The 16,697-nt window shown below is 71.2% G+C and carries 15 protein-coding genes, 1 pseudogene and 1 riboswitch; of the genes and pseudogenes, 5 read left to right on the forward strand and 11 right to left on the reverse strand.

The window, feature by feature from the left end; genetic code table 11:
* Window positions 1-185: 185 nt before the first annotated feature.
* Window positions 186-353, reverse strand: a complete 168-nt coding sequence (locus ACFYPN_RS22815) for a DUF5670 family protein (RefSeq protein ID WP_358757728.1) — start codon at window positions 351-353, stop codon at window positions 186-188.
* Between the two features lie 279 nt (window positions 354-632).
* Here ACFYPN_RS22815 and ACFYPN_RS22820 point away from each other — a divergent pair, with 279 nt between their 5' ends.
* The 3 genes from ACFYPN_RS22820 (at window position 633) to ACFYPN_RS22830 (ending at window position 2,533) form a co-directional block, all read left to right on the forward strand.
* Complete coding sequence (locus ACFYPN_RS22820; protein WP_389300574.1) at window positions 633-1,049, forward strand: ATP-binding protein; 417 nt, start codon at window positions 633-635, stop codon at window positions 1,047-1,049.
* A 261-nt stretch (window positions 1,050-1,310) separates the two neighbouring features.
* Window positions 1,311-1,574: a DUF6221 family protein gene (locus tag ACFYPN_RS22825; RefSeq protein ID WP_358757725.1), complete on the forward strand. Its 264-nt coding sequence runs from the start codon at window positions 1,311-1,313 to the stop codon at window positions 1,572-1,574.
* A 689-nt stretch (window positions 1,575-2,263) separates the two neighbouring features.
* The gene (locus tag ACFYPN_RS22830) at window positions 2,264-2,533 is read left to right on the forward strand and encodes a hypothetical protein (protein WP_389300577.1); all 270 of its coding nucleotides are present in this window, start codon (window positions 2,264-2,266) and stop codon (window positions 2,531-2,533) included.
* A gap of 195 nt (window positions 2,534-2,728) precedes the next feature.
* Here ACFYPN_RS22830 and ACFYPN_RS22835 read toward each other — a convergent pair whose 3' ends face one another.
* The 6 genes from ACFYPN_RS22835 to ACFYPN_RS22860 all read right to left on the reverse strand — a co-directional run bounded on the left by ACFYPN_RS22835 (window position 2,729) and on the right by ACFYPN_RS22860 (window position 7,668).
* Entirely contained in the window at window positions 2,729-2,959 is a 231-nt protein-coding gene (locus tag ACFYPN_RS22835; RefSeq protein ID WP_358757721.1) for a hypothetical protein, read from the reverse strand.
* Complete coding sequence (locus ACFYPN_RS22840) at window positions 2,956-3,288, reverse strand: helix-turn-helix transcriptional regulator (RefSeq protein WP_358757719.1); 333 nt, start codon at window positions 3,286-3,288, stop codon at window positions 2,956-2,958. The genes ACFYPN_RS22835 and ACFYPN_RS22840 overlap by 4 nt, the downstream gene beginning before the upstream one ends.
* A gap of 484 nt (window positions 3,289-3,772) precedes the next feature.
* Window positions 3,773-5,680 (reverse strand): rhamnogalacturonan lyase, encoded by a 1,908-nt coding sequence (locus tag ACFYPN_RS22845; RefSeq protein ID WP_389300579.1) that lies wholly within the window; start codon window positions 5,678-5,680, stop codon window positions 3,773-3,775.
* A gap of 124 nt (window positions 5,681-5,804) precedes the next feature.
* Complete coding sequence (locus ACFYPN_RS22850; protein ID WP_358757717.1) at window positions 5,805-6,146, reverse strand: YkvA family protein; 342 nt, start codon at window positions 6,144-6,146, stop codon at window positions 5,805-5,807.
* A 56-nt stretch (window positions 6,147-6,202) separates the two neighbouring features.
* The gene (locus ACFYPN_RS22855; protein ID WP_358757716.1) at window positions 6,203-6,457 is read right to left on the reverse strand and encodes a WhiB family transcriptional regulator; all 255 of its coding nucleotides are present in this window, start codon (window positions 6,455-6,457) and stop codon (window positions 6,203-6,205) included.
* Between the two features lie 104 nt (window positions 6,458-6,561).
* A complete protein-coding gene (locus tag ACFYPN_RS22860; protein WP_358757714.1) occupies window positions 6,562-7,668 on the reverse strand; it encodes a PP2C family protein-serine/threonine phosphatase in 1,107 nt (368 codons plus the stop codon).
* Between the two features lie 342 nt (window positions 7,669-8,010).
* Here ACFYPN_RS22860 and ACFYPN_RS22865 point away from each other — a divergent pair, with 342 nt between their 5' ends.
* Window positions 8,011-9,759, forward strand: a complete 1,749-nt coding sequence (locus ACFYPN_RS22865) for an LCP family protein (protein WP_389300581.1) — start codon at window positions 8,011-8,013, stop codon at window positions 9,757-9,759.
* 104 nt (window positions 9,760-9,863) lie between these two features.
* Here ACFYPN_RS22865 and ACFYPN_RS22870 read toward each other — a convergent pair whose 3' ends face one another.
* Both ACFYPN_RS22870 and ACFYPN_RS22875 read right to left on the reverse strand, forming a co-directional pair.
* Window positions 9,864-10,547, reverse strand: a complete 684-nt coding sequence (locus ACFYPN_RS22870) for a ribonuclease H (RefSeq protein WP_358757710.1) — start codon at window positions 10,545-10,547, stop codon at window positions 9,864-9,866.
* 88 nt (window positions 10,548-10,635) lie between these two features.
* On the reverse strand, window positions 10,636-11,430 hold the full coding sequence (locus ACFYPN_RS22875; protein WP_389300585.1) for an SDR family NAD(P)-dependent oxidoreductase: 795 nt from the start codon (window positions 11,428-11,430) through the stop codon (window positions 10,636-10,638).
* A 247-nt stretch (window positions 11,431-11,677) separates the two neighbouring features.
* On the opposite strand from ACFYPN_RS22875, the gene ACFYPN_RS22880 reads away from it, so the two are divergent.
* Window positions 11,678-13,564 (forward strand): ABC transporter ATP-binding protein, encoded by a 1,887-nt coding sequence (locus ACFYPN_RS22880; protein WP_389300588.1) that lies wholly within the window; start codon window positions 11,678-11,680, stop codon window positions 13,562-13,564.
* Between the two features lie 54 nt (window positions 13,565-13,618).
* Here the strand turns inward: ACFYPN_RS22880 and ACFYPN_RS22885 are convergent.
* Together ACFYPN_RS22885 and ACFYPN_RS22890 are read right to left on the reverse strand one after the other, a co-directional pair.
* A pseudogene (locus ACFYPN_RS22885) lies at window positions 13,619-14,438 on the reverse strand (bifunctional 5,10-methylenetetrahydrofolate dehydrogenase/5,10-methenyltetrahydrofolate cyclohydrolase); the annotation flags it as partial.
* Window positions 14,439-14,486: 48 nt separating this feature from the next.
* Window positions 14,487-14,572: riboswitch (ZMP/ZTP riboswitch) on the reverse strand.
* Window positions 14,573-15,204: 632 nt separating this feature from the next.
* A complete protein-coding gene (locus tag ACFYPN_RS22890; protein ID WP_389300591.1) occupies window positions 15,205-16,260 on the reverse strand; it encodes an endonuclease/exonuclease/phosphatase family protein in 1,056 nt (351 codons plus the stop codon).
* Between the last annotated feature and the right edge of the window lie 437 nt (window positions 16,261-16,697).

Genomic DNA, 16,697 nt, shown 5'->3' on the forward strand with positions numbered 1-16,697 from the left:
TACACCCCACCCCCCCCAAACGGGTCGCGGCGGCACCCCCCCCCCGGGTGAGCCGGGTTGTCGCCCCCACCCCGGCCGGGGGCGCCGCGGGGGGGGCCCCGGGTGACGTCACGTCACGGGGGCCGCCCGCAGACCGGTAGTGGGTCGAGAATCCGGGTCCCGTCAGGAATGTCGAGCCGGATTCGTCACCAGCGGTACCAGCGTCCCTTCCGGCCGCTGGAAGCCGGGCGGATGAAGAAGCCCAGCAGCCACACCACCAGCACGATCACGGCGATCCACCACAGTATCTTCAGCGCGAATCCGGCACCGAAGAGAACGAGAGCGAGAAGCAGGACGAGAAGAAGTGGGACCATGATTATCAACCTCCGACCCCTCATGTGCCCACACTTCGGGAGGGCACACCTCCCTCATCCGGACACATCTCACGCTTGACGCCCACGCGCACACCAAAACCCGCTGTGAGCAGGCACGATGCCCGTCCGCAGCCGAGCACACCCCACCCCCGAGAGCTGCCACCCGCCCCACACATTTCCGCATACTCTCCGCAAACGATCAACGAACACCGTCCTTGAACGGCTTGCTACGGGGTACGTGCAAAGCGACCACGGAATTCTCTTGACGGGGTAATCCATATGCGCCACCACATTCAGGTGAAAGACACGACTCCTCACGACGCACAGCTCGAATTCGTCTGTCGGCCGGAGCGAGCCGCCGAGGCCCGGGAGGCGATTACCGCTTTCCTCGAACGGCTCGATCCCAAGCCCCGCGCCGAAACGGTGCAGAACCTGCTTCTGCTCGTGTCGGAGCTGGTGACCAACGCCATCCGGCACGCCGGCGGGGTCTCCGCGCTCCGGTTCGCCGCTGATCGGTGTGCCCTGCAGATCAAGGTCTCCGATCAGAGTTCCGCCCATCCGCAGGACCGCACCCCCGACCTCACGGGCCGCACCGGCGGCTTCGGCTGGCCCATGATCCGGCGCCTCGCCCACGACGTGCAGGTACGGAGCCGGGAGGGTGGCGGCAAGATCGTCGTGGCGACGGTCGGTCGCTGAGGCACCACGGAAGCGCGTGACTCCGGGGCCGGGGGGCTCCGGAGCCGGCGCCTCGTGAGCGGCGGAACGAGCGCGTGGGGGTTCTGCGCGCACTGCCCGAGGAGGCCGCGCCGTCACCGCGGCGCCGACGACGATGCGTTCCTCGTCGTCGGCGCCCGAGGTCGTACTGCGGCCATGAACCGTCCGCCGAACGACGGCGGGGCGACCACCCACCCCTGCGTCGCCGTCACCCATGTCCCTGCGGGTACGAGGAGTCGAGCCGTGTCCGACCCCCTGATGGCCTTCCTCCGCGCCCGTCTCGCCGAGCGTGAGGCGGAGAGCCTCGCAGCGAGCGGTGGGGGTCTGGACCTGTCGTGGCAGGCTCTGGGTACGGGCGTGTACTCCGCAGCGGCCTCACTGGTGGACGACGCCCCGCCCCTCGCCACGACCGGCCCCGAAGCCGGCGGTTCGGACGAGGACACCGCACGCGCCGAGCACATCGCACGGCACACACCGAAGCTGCCGCAGCTGTACATCGGGGGCTGATCCGCGCGCCGGCCGCCCCTGCGAGGTTCGGGTGCGGCCGTAGTGGCATCCAGGGCCGTGACAGCTCTCTGCGGTCGAAGTCAGCCTCAACGAGGCTCTGTTGGCTGCATTCGGCGGGGGCTGCGAGTGACGTGGCCCGCCTGAGCCGCCACACTGGGGCCATGGGCAAATCAGGGCGGCAAGTGCATATGACCACTACGGACTCGCCGTTGACGGGGCGCGAGATAGAGGTGAGCTGGATGATCTGGGGGGATGAGGCCCAGAGTCTCGGTGAGGCGTACTCCCACCTTGAGTCAACGGCCCGCAGTCATGGGGCTGATGCAGTCATCGGGGTGCGTTTCGTCACCGTATCGAACACGCACACCAGCGTCGGTTTCCTGTCTGGCGAGTCGATCGAGACTCGGACGGTCTACCAGGGGTACGGCACCGCCATTCGTTACTCCTGACCAGCCAAGCGCAGCGAGTGGGCGTCCGGCGATGGATGGTGGGGGGGGCGGTGTGCCCAAGGTGTCACCCGCTGATGCGGTTCTGACTACCCTGCAATGGTCGGGGATGGGCTGCGCGACGCGACCTTTGGCCTCCTGCTGTCAGTACTTCATGGCAGGCTGCTCACCCCCGGTGGCGCCCGTCACGAAGCCAATGTCGTCACCAGGGGCCCCGCCACTCTTACGACACAAGGAACCTGCCTCATGACTCTGAACTGGCGCACCGTCACCACCCTCGAACTGACTGACAAGCTCATCGCCGACCCGAACGCCGGGCACAACAAGCTCGACCGGCTCCAGAACGTTCGGGTCGCCATTGAGGGTGGCTTCCTCCATGTCGACCCGCGGCAACCGGGTCAGCACGCAGCTGGCGGGTACGACGTGTTCCTCGTCCCGGGCGCGGCGGTGCGGTCTGTCGTCTACCGGCAGGAGCAGCAGGCCGAGCCGGAGCAGATCGAGGTCCAGGTCTACTGATCAGCAGTCGGTCTGCGCTGAACACCCGCGCCGGGATGCGGGCGCGGGTGTTCGTGCGTGTTGGCGAGGTCCCGGCGTCATCCTCCGGTCTTCGGAAGCGCTGAGGTCAGCGGCCGGTGACGCCCCATCCGAGGTCGTCGTATCCCCAGCCGGGGTCGGTTCCCCAGCCGACGTCGCGGGTGGTGCTGTGCGGGGTCAGGTGGCCGGCTCGGGGTCGTCCCAGACGATGACGGTGGCGCCCTGGTGCCCGTGGATGGCTTCGGCGTCCTCGATGCAGTCCCAGTTGACGGTGGACGCCCGTTCGCGCCTCCACCGGACGGTGACGGTGCCGTCGGGCCACTGGACACCGTCGGCAACCCGGCCAGTCCCGGACGCTCCCGTGACGTCGTCGTTGCGCTGGAGATGGAAACGGCGGGGCAGGGTCATGTCGTGATCTCCTTCGTGGCCTTCCGGGCGGCCTTGCGTTCCGATTGGTACGCCCGCTCCCCTGCCCAGCACACGTCGCACGGTTCGTCGCCCCGGTACCGATGTGCTGCGAATCCGGCGTGGTCTCCGTGCCGACGGGGCTTCCCGTCAAGGAGCCCGGCGTGGCAGGCGAGGAGGACGGCGTGGGCCTGAGTGTTGGCGCCGGGCTTCGTGATCGCGCTCGCGGCGTAGTTCTTCACCGTGTTGTAGGCGAGGTGGAGTTCGTCGGCGACCCCCTGGTAGGTGCCACCTTGGGCGATGAGGCCGAGGATCTGAACCTCGCGGGGCACGAGCGGCATCCCGCGGCGGGCAGGTCTCACAGGTATCTCCCGGTGGGCACGGTCCGGATACGTCGTCGCCGCCGGTCGTGGTCGATGGGCAGGGTGCGCCGGCCTGCGGGCCGCCCATAGTCGGTATGCGCCGCATCCGCTTCACGGGCCGGGTGGTAGCCACACGTTCGCCAGCCTTGTCCTGCCAGAGGGTGAGACCATCACGCAACTGGCCGCATGGCTGGGGCACTCGGACCCGGCGTTCACGCTTGGGACCCACGTACACTTCATGCCGAAGTCGGGAAACCGCGGCCGGGCCGCGCTCGGGCGGTTTCTGACCGCCGGCGCGGAACCGACTCCCGAGCTCGATGTGGCCGTCCAGGGCCGCGACTCCTAGTGGATCTCCCCAGATTCTCCCCAGCGGGGTGCACGGGCGCGAAAATGGCGGCTGCGAGTAGACCTCTCGCAGCCGCCACAGTCGTGCGTCAGAACCCTGTTTTGGCAGCTACGGCGTGGTGATGGCCGGCCGCGGCGCGGTCGGCATGCCGCTGCCGATGGCGAAGCTCGGGTGCGGCGGCTGGTTGTATGCGGTGTTCTGCCAGGCGAGAGCAGTGCGGTACTGGGTGTCGTGGAGCAGCGTGGTGATCTTGGTGGTGGTCTCGTACGGCGTGGAGTAGATCCGCAGGGCCGTGTTGTTCGTCGTCGGCCAGACGACCTCCTCGCGCCAGTCGCCGAAGAGGTCTCCGGAGATCGCCGGGGTGGCCTTCGTACCGTTGTTGGCGTGCACGGAGGCGCCGGTGAGCAGTCGGGTGTCGGACGAGGTGCCGTACTTGTCGATGTGGGTGGAGTCGAGCAGTTCGCGTGTGGTGTCGCCGTCCCACCAGGTCAGGAAGTTGGTACTGGACGGCTTGCGGGTGGCCACCACGGCGCCGGAGGGACTGCGTACGCCGTCCGCGGCCGAGGACCACGACTCGGCGCCGGGGCTGCCGGACCAGATGTCGTCCGAGACGCCCCGTCCGTTGTCGCCGTTGGCCGGGGTCGACCAGAGGATCTGTCCGGTGCGCGCGTCGGCCATCCAGGAGGAGGGTTTGGAGCTGTCCTCGTCCACCTTGAACTCCTCCAGTCCTGCCCGGGAGGGGTCGAGGTCGCCGACGTGCTGGGCGTCGCCGTGGCCGTTCCTGGTGGTCCACAGGGAAGCGCCGTTGTCGTCGAGGGCCATGGAGCCGTACACGATCTCGTCCTTGCCGTCCGCGTCGACGTCGGCCACGGACAGCTGGTGGTTGCCCTGGCCGTCGTACCCCCGGCCGGTGTTGGTGGAACTGTTGGTGTCGAAGGTCCACCGCCGGGTGAACGCGCCGCCGCGCCAGTCCCAGGCGGCGACGACGGTACGCGTGTAGTAGCCGCGCGCCATGATGAGGGAGGGCCTGGAGCCGTCGAGGTAGGCGGTTCCGGCGAGGAAGCGGTCGACCCGGTTGCCGTACGAGTCGCCCCACGAGGAGACGGTGCCGCGGGCGGGGACGTAGTCGGTGGAGCCCATGGCCGCGCCGGTACGGCCGTTGAACATGGTCAGGTACTCGGGTCCGGTGAGGACGTAGCCCGAGGAGTTGCGGTAGTCGGCGGAGGCGCTGCCGAGGGTGGTTCCCCTGCCGTCGACGGTGCCGTCCGAGGTCTTCATGGCGACCTCGGCCTCCCCGTCGCCGTCGTAGTCGTACACCTGGAACTGCGTGTAGTGCGCGCCCGAGCGGATGTTGCGGCCCAGGTCGACGCGCCACAGCCGGGTGCCGTCGAGTTTGATGCCGTCGACCACGGTGTTGCCGGTGTAGCCGGACTGCGAGTTGTCCTTGGCGTTGGTGGGCTGCCACTTGAGGACGAAGTCGAGGGCTCCGTCGCCGTCCAGGTCGCCCACGGAGACGTCGTTGGCCTCGTAGGTGTAGGCGACGCCGTCCGGGGTGGTGCCGCCGGCGGGCGGGCTGATGGGCACGTCCTTGTATCCGGTGCGGAACTGGATGGCGTGGACGGAGTCCGCCTGCTCGACCCCGCCGACCACGGCGCGGACGGTGTAGTCCGCGGTGGCGGGCGCACCGGCGTGGAAGTAGTTGGTCGAGCCGGTGAGGGGCGAGGCGTTGAGTTTGGTACCAGCCCGGTAGACGTTGAACGCGACGGCGTCGGGGTCGGTGCCGAGCCACCGCCAGCTGACGAGGTTGCCGCTGTCGGTGTGGACGCTGACGACGCCCCGGTCCAGCGCCTCGGCCTGCCGCAGGGTCGCGGCGTGCGAGGTCTGTCCCGCGGCGACGAGGCCGGCGGCGGCGAGGAGGCCCGCGGTCAGCGAGCTGATCAGCGCGCGGGTCCTGGCGGGCCGACGGCGCCTGCCTCGTGGGTGGGGGGTGCGGGCAAAAGCGGATGTGGGGTTCACGGTACGCACTTTCGGCCGGGGGCGGGTGACGGGTTGCATACGTCAGTCGCCCCCGGCCGCACAAAGGTTGCCGCCCCCCGCGGCCCTCACCGCACGACCCGCGGGTGCCTTCCGCCCGTACCGCTCAGCCGCCGTCGGGCGTCGCCCTCGGCAGGGCTTTCTCGCTGCTCCGCCGGCCCGCGCCCACGCGCGCTCCGATGCCGGCCGCGCTCGCGGCCGAGTGGAGGGAGCGGAGGGCGACGAGGAGGAAGCCGATGTCGTCGAGGTAGACGGGGTCGGGGATGAGGTCGACCGGCGAGATCGTGTAGACCAGCGCGGCCCAGAAGAGGGCCTTGGACCGGAGCGGAATTCCGGCCTGGTCGAGGAGTTTGCGCGCACGCACGACGCGTACGAGCAGGACGGCGGCGACACCCATGGTGAGCAGCGCGGCAACGGCGCCGATGACGAGCCAAGCGGTGAGGTCCATGGCTCCTCGTGTACCCGCTCCCGGGCCGCACACGGCACCCGGAACGCACCCGTTCCTCAGGCGCGCTGGCCCGCCCTGCGGCGGTCGCGGCGCTTGAACGCGCGGCGTTCGTCCTCCGCCAGGCCGCCCCACACCCCCGCGTCCTGGTTGTTGTCGAGGGCCCATCGCAGGCACTGCTCGCGTACGGGACAGGTGTGGCAGACGGCCTTGGCTTCCTCGGTCTGTACGAGGGCGGGCCCGGTGCTCCCGATCGGGAAGAAGAGGTCCGGGTCCTGCTCGCGGCAGACCGCTCGTGTGCGCCAGTTCTCCATGGTTCCCACTTCCGGTGGCCGGTTGGGTTTCTTCGGCTCGGTGATTTCGTCCTGGTGTTTTCGTCTTGGGTGTCGGGTGACCGACAGTCGGGAACCGAAACCACCTACCAGTGAAAAGTTGCCTCCGGCGGGCGGTGCAGGGCGAGCAGTGCCTGGTCGTCCAGCGGCCGGTCGCCGGTGTGGCGCCGGACGTCGCGGATGAGCGCGTCGAGGATCTGTCCGGGGGCGACCGGGTCGCCCAGGGCGATGCGGCGCCTGGCGAGGACGGGCAGTCGCAGGGTGGCGTCGTAGAAGGTGCCGGTGTTGTCCCGGGATTCGCTGACGCCGTCGGTGTAGAGGATGAGGGTGGCGCCGGGCGGGAAGTCGAAGGTGTCGATGGGCGCGGGCCAGTCCTGCAGCGCGCCGATGCCCAGGGGTGGTGCTTCCTCGGAGGGTTCGAGCAGCGTGGCGGTGCCCTGTGCGTCGAGCAGTACCGGCGGCGGGTGTCCCCGGTTGACGAGGCGTACGGACGAGAGGTCGGCGGCGAATTCGGCGAGCAGGCCCGTCGTGAACCCTTCCGCCCGCTCCAGTCCGCCGCGACGATCGCCCTCCCGGGTGAGGGCCCGTTCCATGGCGCGGGCCAGGTCGGCGAGGTCCCCGGCCTCGTCAGCGGCGTACCGGAAGGCGCCGAGGTCGGAGCAGACGGCGCTGACGGCGCCGAGGCCCTTGCCCCGTACGTCGCCGATCAGGGCGCGGATGCCGTGCGGGGTGTCCTGGACGACGTAGAGGTCGCCTCCGATGAGCGCCTCGTCCTCTGCGGGGACGTAGCGTGCTGCGACCTGCAGGGCCCCGATCCGTGCGGGCGGGTCGGGCAGGACGGCGCGCTGGGCCACGGCCGCCACCTGCTTGGCGCGCACGGTGTGGGCGTACTGGCGGTCCAGTCTCCGGTTGATGAAGAGCGCCAGGACGGTCACGGCCAGCAGCGTGAGCAGGTTGGCCGTCCCGCGGCCCCACGCGAAGGTGCCGTCGACCTGGGTGAGGATCGCGTGCACGCCCATCGAGACGAGCCCGGTCAGGATGATGCCGCGGGGTCGCAGGAGCGGCCCCGCGAAGACGGGTGCGGCGATGAGCAGCGGCGCGGAGGTCACCACGTGCGGGGTCAGCAGGTCGACGACGACGGCCAGCACGATGACGACGGCGGGGATCCACTGCACACTCCTCGACTGCACCACTCCCCCACGCTGCACGCACCGCTTCCGGTCCGCATCCCGGCGGGACGCGATCGGGCGGTGCGGCACGACTCCGCGGGAACGGGCCTGTTCGGCGCTCTGTGTAGGGCAATGGCCAATACGAAGAGCGTTCGTTCGCCGATTTCAGATGAATTGCCCGGGTAAGCGGACGTTAAATCTTTCACCGCCTTGGCTCGGTGTCGATCCGGCCCGATAGGGTGAGCGATCCGGTGCACCGACCACGGGGACGATCTCGACGTCACGTGTCCGGTGACATCGTGTACGAGACCCGAGCGCCTTCAGGGGGAAGGCGCCGCGTGGCCCCGACGGAGGATTCGGACAACCGTGGACGCGCAAGGCCGTGGGCGGGCGGACGACATCGACCCCGCAGACCAATGGGTGCTCAACCCGAGCACCGGCGAATACGAATTGCGATTGACTCCTTCCGCAGCGCGACCGGGGAGAACGGGCGTCCCGAGCCCGCGGGGGCCCGTCCGGGGAGAGGGCGACGCAGGACACGCACCGGCCCGTTCCGGCCAGGACACCAGTGCGCCCGGCCGTCCGAAGTCGCCCGGCGGCCTTCCTGCACCCCGCAAACGCCGGGGAGTTCCGGCCGAGCCACCAGGTCGCCGGGGGGCGCGGAACAAGCGGAAGCCGAGGACCAAGCGCGTTCTGCTCTGGACGGGCGGCTCGATGGCGTTCGTCCTGGTGGCCGTCTCGGCCGCCGGTTACGCCTACCTCAAACACCTCGAGGGAAACGTCACGACCACGGACGTGGGCGACGCCGGTGCCGCGGGCTTCAGCAAGGACAAAGCCTTCAACATACTGATCATCGGCACCGACAAGCGGACCGGCGCGGGGAACGAGGGGTACGGCGACGCGGGCAGTGTCGGCCACGCCGACACCAACATCCTGCTGCACGTCTCGGAGGACCGGACGAACGCGACGGCGCTGAGCATCCCGCGCGACCTGATCGTGGACGTGCCCGACTGTCCGACCAAGCAGGAGGACGGCACCGAGAAGATCGTGCCGGGGACCCAGCACGTCCGCTTCAACACCAGCCTCGGCCAGGACGGGCGCGATCCGGGCTGCACCATGCGGACGGTCAAGGCGACCACCGGCATCTCGGTGGACCACTTCATGATGGCGGACTTCAACGCCGTGAAGACGCTGACGACCGCCGTCGAGGGGGTCGACGTGTGCCTCGCCAAGGACGTCGACGACCCCGACTCGCACCTGAAGCTCGGCAAGGGCAAGCACACCATCGAGGGCGAGCAGGCGCTCGCCTTCCTCCGTACCCGGCACAGCTTCGGCAACAAGGGCGACCTCGACCGCATCGCGGTCCAGCAGCAGTTCCTGGGCTCGCTGATGCGCAAGATGTCCTCCAGCGACACGCTCACCAGCCCCACCAAGCTGGTGAGGCTCGCGGAGGCGGCCACCAACGCCCTGACCGTGGACACCGGCATCGGCAAGCCGGGCTCGCTCAAGGACATGGCGCTGGAGCTGAAGAAAGTCCCGCCGAAGAACATCTCCTTCACCACGGTGCCGGTCCTGGACAACCCGGAAGAGCATCCTCCGGTGACGGTGGTCGTCAACGAGAGCCTCGCGCCCCCGGTCTTCCGGGCCGTCGCGGACGACGTCTCCCTCACCGCGGTGAAGCAGGAGAAGAAGAAGGAGGCCGCCTCGGTCGCCGCCCGCCTCAAGGGCACCCGGTCCGCCGCCGGCGACGTGCGGGTGCGGGTGCTCAACGGCGGCGCCGAGGGGGGCTCCGCGCAGGAGACCGTCGACTGGCTGCAGAACGACGTGGGGGTGACGAAGTCCGAGAACGGCTCCAACGCGCCTGACGTGCTGGCGAAGACGACGCTGGAGTACGCCCCCGACCAGGCCGACCAGGCCCGCCGGCTCGCCGCGCTGATGGGCCTGTCCGGATCTGCGATGAAGCCGGGCGGGAGCGTCATCAACGACCAGGGGCTGCCCGCCATGACCCTGACTCTCGGCAAGGACTTCAAGGGCGCGGGCGTCTCGCTCACCGCTCCGGCGAAGGCACCGGAAGTGAACAAGTCCACGGCCGACCAGGCGAAGTGCGCGCAGTAGCCGCCTGACGGCCCGGCCCGGCCCGGCCCGGCCCGCAGGCGGAACGGGCCGGGTCCGCCGCGGTCACGCGGGTCGGGCAGATCGGGCGGGTCAGCCGTCAGCCGTCACGCGGGTTCGGTACGGCACTCCGGGTGACCCCAGCCGGCCGGGTTCTTCGCGATCATCTCCTGGGCCGCGTAGGGCTTCCCGCAACGGCACCGCCCGGCGAACTTCGCCCGGATCGTTGCGCCTGCGCGGGCTCCGCCGGAGGAGGCCTTCGCCGTCTTCCCCGGGGCGCTCTTGACCGCCCGGGAAGGGGCGGGTTCGGGCAGGGCGGCCGTCCCGTGGGCGGTGCCGGCGGGCAGCTGCGTCACGGCCGCCTCGCTCGCGGCCTGGTCGGCCAGCGCGTTCAGCGGGTCGCCGCCGACCTGGTGGGCGGGGACGTACTGGAAGCGCACCGAGCGGCCGGAGAGCAGCTCGTCGATGCGGACGACCAGCTCCTGGTTGGCGACCGGCTTGCCGCCCGAGGTCTTCCAGCCGTTGCGCTTCCAGCCGGGCAGCCACTTGGTCACGGCGTTCATCGCGTACTGCGAGTCCATGCGCACCTCGACCGGCACGGCGGGGTCGGTCGACTCCAGCAGCGAGCGCAGCGCGGTCAGCTCGGCGACGTTGTTGGTGGCGGTGCCCAGCGGTCCCGCCTCCCAGCGCTGCGGGCGCCCGGCTGCGTCCGCGACCACCCACGCCCAGGCGGCAGGCCCGGGGTTGCCCTTCGACGCCCCGTCACACGCGGCGATGATGCTCTCGTCCATACCCCGATCATGCCAGCCCAGGGGAACCGCCCGGTCCGCCGTACCCCGATCCGGGCCCTCGCCCCCGTCGGGACGACGGCGGCAGCCGTCAGGGCACGATCGAGTCGACGTACCCGCCGTCCACCCGCACCGCCGCCCCGGTGGTGGCGGAGGCCTGGGCGGAGCTGAGGTAGACCACCAGATTGGCGATCTCCTCGGGTTCGATGAGGCGCTGGAGCAGTGACTGCGGCCGGTGCAGGCGCATGAACGCGCGCTGCGCCTCGTCCCAGGGCAGGTTCTCGTCCACCAGTTCGTACACGAACGTCTCGACGCCTCCGGTGTGGGTGGGGCCCGCGATGACCGAGTTGACCGTCACACCGGTGCCGGCCGCCTCCTTGGCGAAGCCCCGGGAGACTGCGAGCAGCGCGGTCTTGGACATCCCGTAATGGATCATCTCGGCAGGGATCACGACCGCCGAGTCGCTCGCGATGTTCTGCACCCTCCCCCAGCCCCGGTGCTTCATCCCGGGCAGGTAGCGGCGGATCAGCCGGACCGCGCTGAGGACGTTCGTGTCGAAGTAGGTCCGCCACTCCTGGTCGGTGATCTCCAGCGGCGGGCGCGCCCCGAAGATGCCCAGGTTGTTGACGAGGACGTCGGCCTCGGGAACGGCCCGCCGGAGCCGCTCGGCACCCTCCTCGGTGACGAGGTCACAGGCGACGCTCTCCACGTCCGCGTCCGGGACCCGGTCACGCAGGGTCCGTCCGGCCGATTCCAGCCGGTCCGCGTCGCGTCCGGTCAGCACCACCGAGGCGCCCGCGGCGGCGAGGCCGGACGCGATGGCGAGGCCGATTCCCTGCGACGATCCGGTGACGACCGCCTTCCTGCCGGTCAGGTCGATACGCACCTCGTGGGTCCTTCCGCCGATTCCCGGGTGCCGGAGCGGCACGCGTGTCCACCGTCGCACCGCGCCGGGCGGACCGCTTCCGGAGCGGGCGCACACTGTCCTGGGGCCGGCCCGCCGCGCACGCGACGGCAACCGGACCCGGCACGACGATGAACCCCTTGACCTCAACAATGCTTGAGGTCCTATTTTCCTGTCCTACGGGCCCTCGCGGGCCGTCCGTCGGTCGGAAGAAACCCGGAGCTCCTGCATGGACATGGAATTCACCGCCTGGTCCTCGCTGCACAGCGTGATGAACGCCCAGCGCGACCGCCGGCCCTTCTCCGGTGCGACCCTGCGCCGCATCCTCGATTTCGCCCGCCCGCACCGCCGCCGACTGGTGCGGTTCCTGGTCGTCAGTGTGGTGGGAGCCCTGCTCGCGGTGGCCACGCCGGTCCTGGCGGGCAAGGTGGTCGACGCGATCGTCAAGGGTGGCGCGAACGGCACCGTCGTCCGTCTCGCCGTGCTCATCGCGCTCATCGCGGTGGCCGAGGCGGGCATCGGCCTGCTCACCCGCTGGCTGTCGGCCAACCTCGGAGAGGGGCTCATCCTGGATCTGCGGACGGCGGTCTTCGACCACGTCCAGCGGATGCCGGTGGCCTTCTTCACCCGTACGCGTACGGGGGCTCTGGTGAGCCGGCTGAACAGCGACGTCATCGGGGCGCAGCGTGCGTTCAGCAACACCCTCTCGGGCGTGGTCTCCAACCTGGTGACCCTGGTCCTGACGCTCGCCGTGATGCTCGGCATCTCCTGGCAGATCACGCTGCTCGCCCTGGTGCTGCTGCCGGTGTTCGTCGTCCCGGCCCGCCGCCGGGGGGCCCGGATGGCTTCGCTGCAGCGGGAGGCGGCCGCGCACAACGCGGCGATGGCGACCCAGATGACCGAGCGCTTCTCGGCGCCGGGCGCGACTCTCGTCAAGCTGTTCGGGAGGCCCGCCGAGGAGTCCGCCGAGTTCGCCGCCCGGGCCCGCCGGGTGCGTGACATCGGTGTCCGTACCGCCATGGCCCAGTCCGGTTTCATCACCGCCCTCACCCTGGTCTCCGCACTGGCGCTCGCGCTGGTCTACGGCCTGGGGGGCCACTATGCCCAGCAGGGCACGCTCGAACCCGGCGCCGTCGTCTCCCTCGCCCTCCTGCTGACCCGTCTGTACGCGCCGCTCACTTCGCTCGCCGGCGCGCGGGTCGAGGTGATGAGCGCCCTGGTCAGCTTTGAGCGCGTCTTCGAGATCCTGGACCTGAAGCCGCTGATCGCCGAGAAGCCGGACGCGCGACGGGTGCCGGACGGCCCGGTGTCGGTGGAGTTCGACGGAGTCTCGTTCGGTTACCCGTCCGCGGACAAGGTCTCCCTCGCCTCGCTGGAGGCGGTCGCCGCGCTGGACGACCGGGGCGGTGCGGAAGTGCTCCACGACGTGTCCTTCGTGGCGCGGCCGGGCCGGATGGTCGCGCTGGTCGGCTCCTCGGGCGCGGGGAAGTCCACGATCGCGCAGCTGCTCCCCCGGTTGTACGACGTCGACGCGGGGGCCGTCCGGCTGAACGGCGTGGATGTCCGCGATCTGACCGCGGACTCGGTGCGCGAGACGCTCGGCATGGTGACCCAGGACGGACACCTGTTCCACGAGTCCGTACGGGCCAACCTGCTGCTGGCCCGGCCGGAGGCCACCGAGGACGAGATCTGGGACGCCCTGCGCCGCTCGCGGCTCGACGGGCTGGTGGCCTCGCTCCCGGACGGGCTGGACACGGTGGTCGGCGAGCGCGGCTACCGCCTCTCGGGCGGGGAGAGGCAGCGGCTGACCATCGCCCGGCTGCTGCTGGCCCGTCAGCGGGTGGTGATCCTCGACGAGGCGACCGCGCACCTCGACTCCACCTCGGAGGCATCGGTCCAGGAGGCGCTGACCGAAGCGCTGGACGGCCGGACCGCGGTGGTGATCGCCCACCGGCTCTCGACGGTGCGCGCGGCCGACCAGATCCTCGTCGTGGAGGCGGGGCGGATCGTCGAACGCGGCACCCACCAGGAGCTGCTCGCCCTCGGCGGACGGTACGAGGAGCTGTACCGCACCCAGTTCGAGCGCCCGGACACCGCGCCGCACGCGGTGGGGTGAGCGGGCGTGCCGCGCCGGCTTCCGGGCCTTCGCCCGGAAGCCGGCCGGTCGGTCCAGGCCGAGTTGCCGCTTCGCCGCCTCGACCGTCTGATCGAGGAGTACGGCGATCGTCATCGGCCCGACACCGCCGGGCACCGGGGTGATCAGCGCGGCCCGTTCGCGGGCCTGCTCGAAGCCGACGTCACCGACGTTGCCCGGGTGGTCACCCGCGCCGATCACCACGGCACCGGGCTTGATGTCCGCCCCGGCGATGAAGCGCGGTCTGCCGACCGCGGCGAGCAGCACGTCGGCCTCCCGTACGTGGGAGGAGAGGTCGGCCGTGCGCGAGTGGCAGTACGACACCGTGGCGTCCCGGCCGAGCAGAAGCAGCCCGGCCGGCTTGCCGAGGATGGCGCTGCGCCCCACGACGACCGCGTGCTCACCGGCGAGGTCGACCTCGTACGCGTCGAGCAGCGCATGATCCCGCCCGGGGGTTCAGGAGACGAAGCCGGGCAGGCCGAATCCCATGGCGGCGAAGGAGCGGGTGGTGACGCCGTCGACGTCCTTCCCGGGCGCGATCGCCTCGAACGCCGCACGCTCGTCGATGTGGGGCCCACCGGGTGCGGCAGCGGGATGCCGTGCGTCCCGGGTCCTCGGAGAACTCGGTGATCACCTCGACCAGCCCGTCCGTGGAGATCGAGGCGGGCAGGGCCACATGACGTGACTCGATGCCGGCCCTCTCGCACCGGGCGCGCTTCATCCGTACGTAGGTCACCGAGGCGGAGTCCTCGCCGACGAGGACGGTCGCCAGGCAGGGCGCCGTCCCCGTTCGCCGCAGAAGGTCGGCCGCCGAGGCCGTTTCGACGGTACGGCGGGCGAGGGCGGTGCCGTCCATGAGGCGGGCTGTCCGTGTCGGGGCCACGTGCTGCTCCTGAGCTTCACTGTGGAGTGCCCAGGCGTACGGCAGCGACAAGGTGTCAGGCCGCTCCCCGGTGGTACCCCACCTGAACGCCGTTCACGGCCCGCTCGTCACCCTGGACGACGGGACGGCCCCGCGTCCCGCGGTCCCGGGCAGCCGCGTCCCAGGGCCGGAAACGGGACCGAGTGGCTGCCGAGGAGAAGAGTTGTGGTCGTCCGGCCGGGGTGACGGCTCGGAACTCCGTCGGGCGGGGACGTCAGGACCGGCTCCCGGCCCGCGTCGGCCGCGTCCGGCCCCTACTCCGCGCACGAGCCGGGCCGCACCGCTCACCGCCCGGCCCGCCCCGGCCTCCCTGCTCCGTCGCAGCACCGCGCGACCGCAGCCGCGCCACTGCGAAGGCGGCACGGCGCTGCCGGGCCCGGTGCGGGTGGCCAGCGCGTTCACCGAGGTCATCGGGTCACCGGCGGCCACCCTCGCCAGCAGGACACCGGCCACGAGCGGGAGGAGTGCGCCGGCCAGGGACGCACCCGCCACGGTGACATGGCGGACGCGGGGGCTCAGAGCCGAAGCCCTGGACGCCGAAGCCCTGGACAACCAGGCGGCGGGCGTCGAAGGGGTCGGCGTCGAACCGGTGGGCCCCGCGTCGGCGGGCCCCGCATGGATGATGGGCATGGTCCTATTCGACCTGTGTCGGACCGGTCGCCGGATGCGCGGCCCTACTCAGTTCCGCCGCGCCGACTACTCAGGGAGCGGGGTCGGACCACGCGGTGGACGGCGCGCGGCGGCCGGCCTCGGACCGGAGGTCGACGTAGGCGGTGACCGGCAGGTGGTCGCTGCCGGTGGCGGGCAGGGCGCGGATGCCGGTGACGCGGACGGACCGAGCGAGGATCTGGTCGATCCGGGCCACCGGAAAGGCCGCGGGCCAGCTGAACCCCACTCCGGAGCCGGGGGCGTCCAGGCGTGTGCGCAGCGGGGCGATTCCCCGGTCGTCCACGGTGCTGTTGAGGTCGCCGAGCAGGAGCACCCGCGGCACCGGTTCCTCGTGGACCGCGGTGGCGAGGAGGGCGGCGCTCTCGTCGCGGAGTCCGGAGCGCAGGCCCGTCGCGCCGAGGCGGATGGACGGCAGGTGGACGACGAACACGGCGAGGTCGCCGTCCGGGGTGCGCGCGGTGGCCCGCAGGCCCCGGTTCCACTCCCCCGCGATGCCGTCCGGCCGGATGTCCACGGGGCGCACGTCCGTCAGGGGGAAGGCCGACCAGAGCCCCACGGTGCCACTCACCCGGTGGTGCGGGAAGCGCGACGCGAGGGCCTCCTCGTACACCGGGAGGGCCTGTGGCGTGAGCTCTTCCAGGGCGACGATCCGCGCCCCGCTCCGGTTGACGGCCGCCGCGGTGCCCGCCGGGTCAGTGTTCTCGTCGCTGACGTTGTGCTGGAGCACGATCAGTCCGCCGGAGTCGTCCGTCGCGGTGAGGAGGGGACCGCCGAAGCGGACGCCCCAGACGAGGGCGGGCAGCAGTGCGGCCGCCACGGCGAGCGGCGACTTCCTCAACAGCCCGGCGCAGAGCAGTACCGGCACCGCGAGGCCGAGCCACGGCAGCAGGGTCTCCAGCAGACTGCCCAGTCGGCCGGGGGTGTTGGGGACCAGCCGGGGCTCGGCGAGCAGCGCCGCGATCACCACCGCGGACGCGGCTCCCGCCTTCCCGCGCCCGGGGCGGTGCCCCCTCCGCCGGGCGGCCGCGGGAGCGTGGGCCCCCGGCTCGCCGGGGGGAACGGTCGCGGGGGTCCCGGGCGGTCGCATCGCTCTCCTCGGTCCGTCCGTACGGTGCGCCGGGGATGTCGGGCTCCCGCACCGCACCACGGGGTGGCTCGGTCGGCGTACGGGTCCGGCCGCCGGTCCGGAGCGCACAGCAAGGACGACGCGGCCGGGACGACGTCCGGTTCCGCCGGAGCGGGGCTCCCCCACCGGACCGCGGCGTGAGGGGCGGTGCCGGCGGAGCGGTCCGAGCGGGTCACGGACCGGGGCGTTGGCGTGCACGTGACGCTCAGTGTGCCGGTCCATTCGGCCGGATGGACCGGCCTTCCGCAAAAGGGATGCGGCGATCGCCGATGAATTGACCCCCTTCTCCGCAGAGAGAAGGATTCCGGGGCGGAACATCGCCCGAGGGCCTGAAAGCCCTGCGGAAGCAACCCCCGGAAGAACGTTTCCGCACGCGGGGGAGAAAGGCTCTCCCGACA

Source organism: Streptomyces sp. NPDC005576 (assembly GCF_042871745.1).
Taxonomy (GTDB): domain Bacteria; phylum Actinomycetota; class Actinomycetes; order Streptomycetales; family Streptomycetaceae; genus Streptomyces.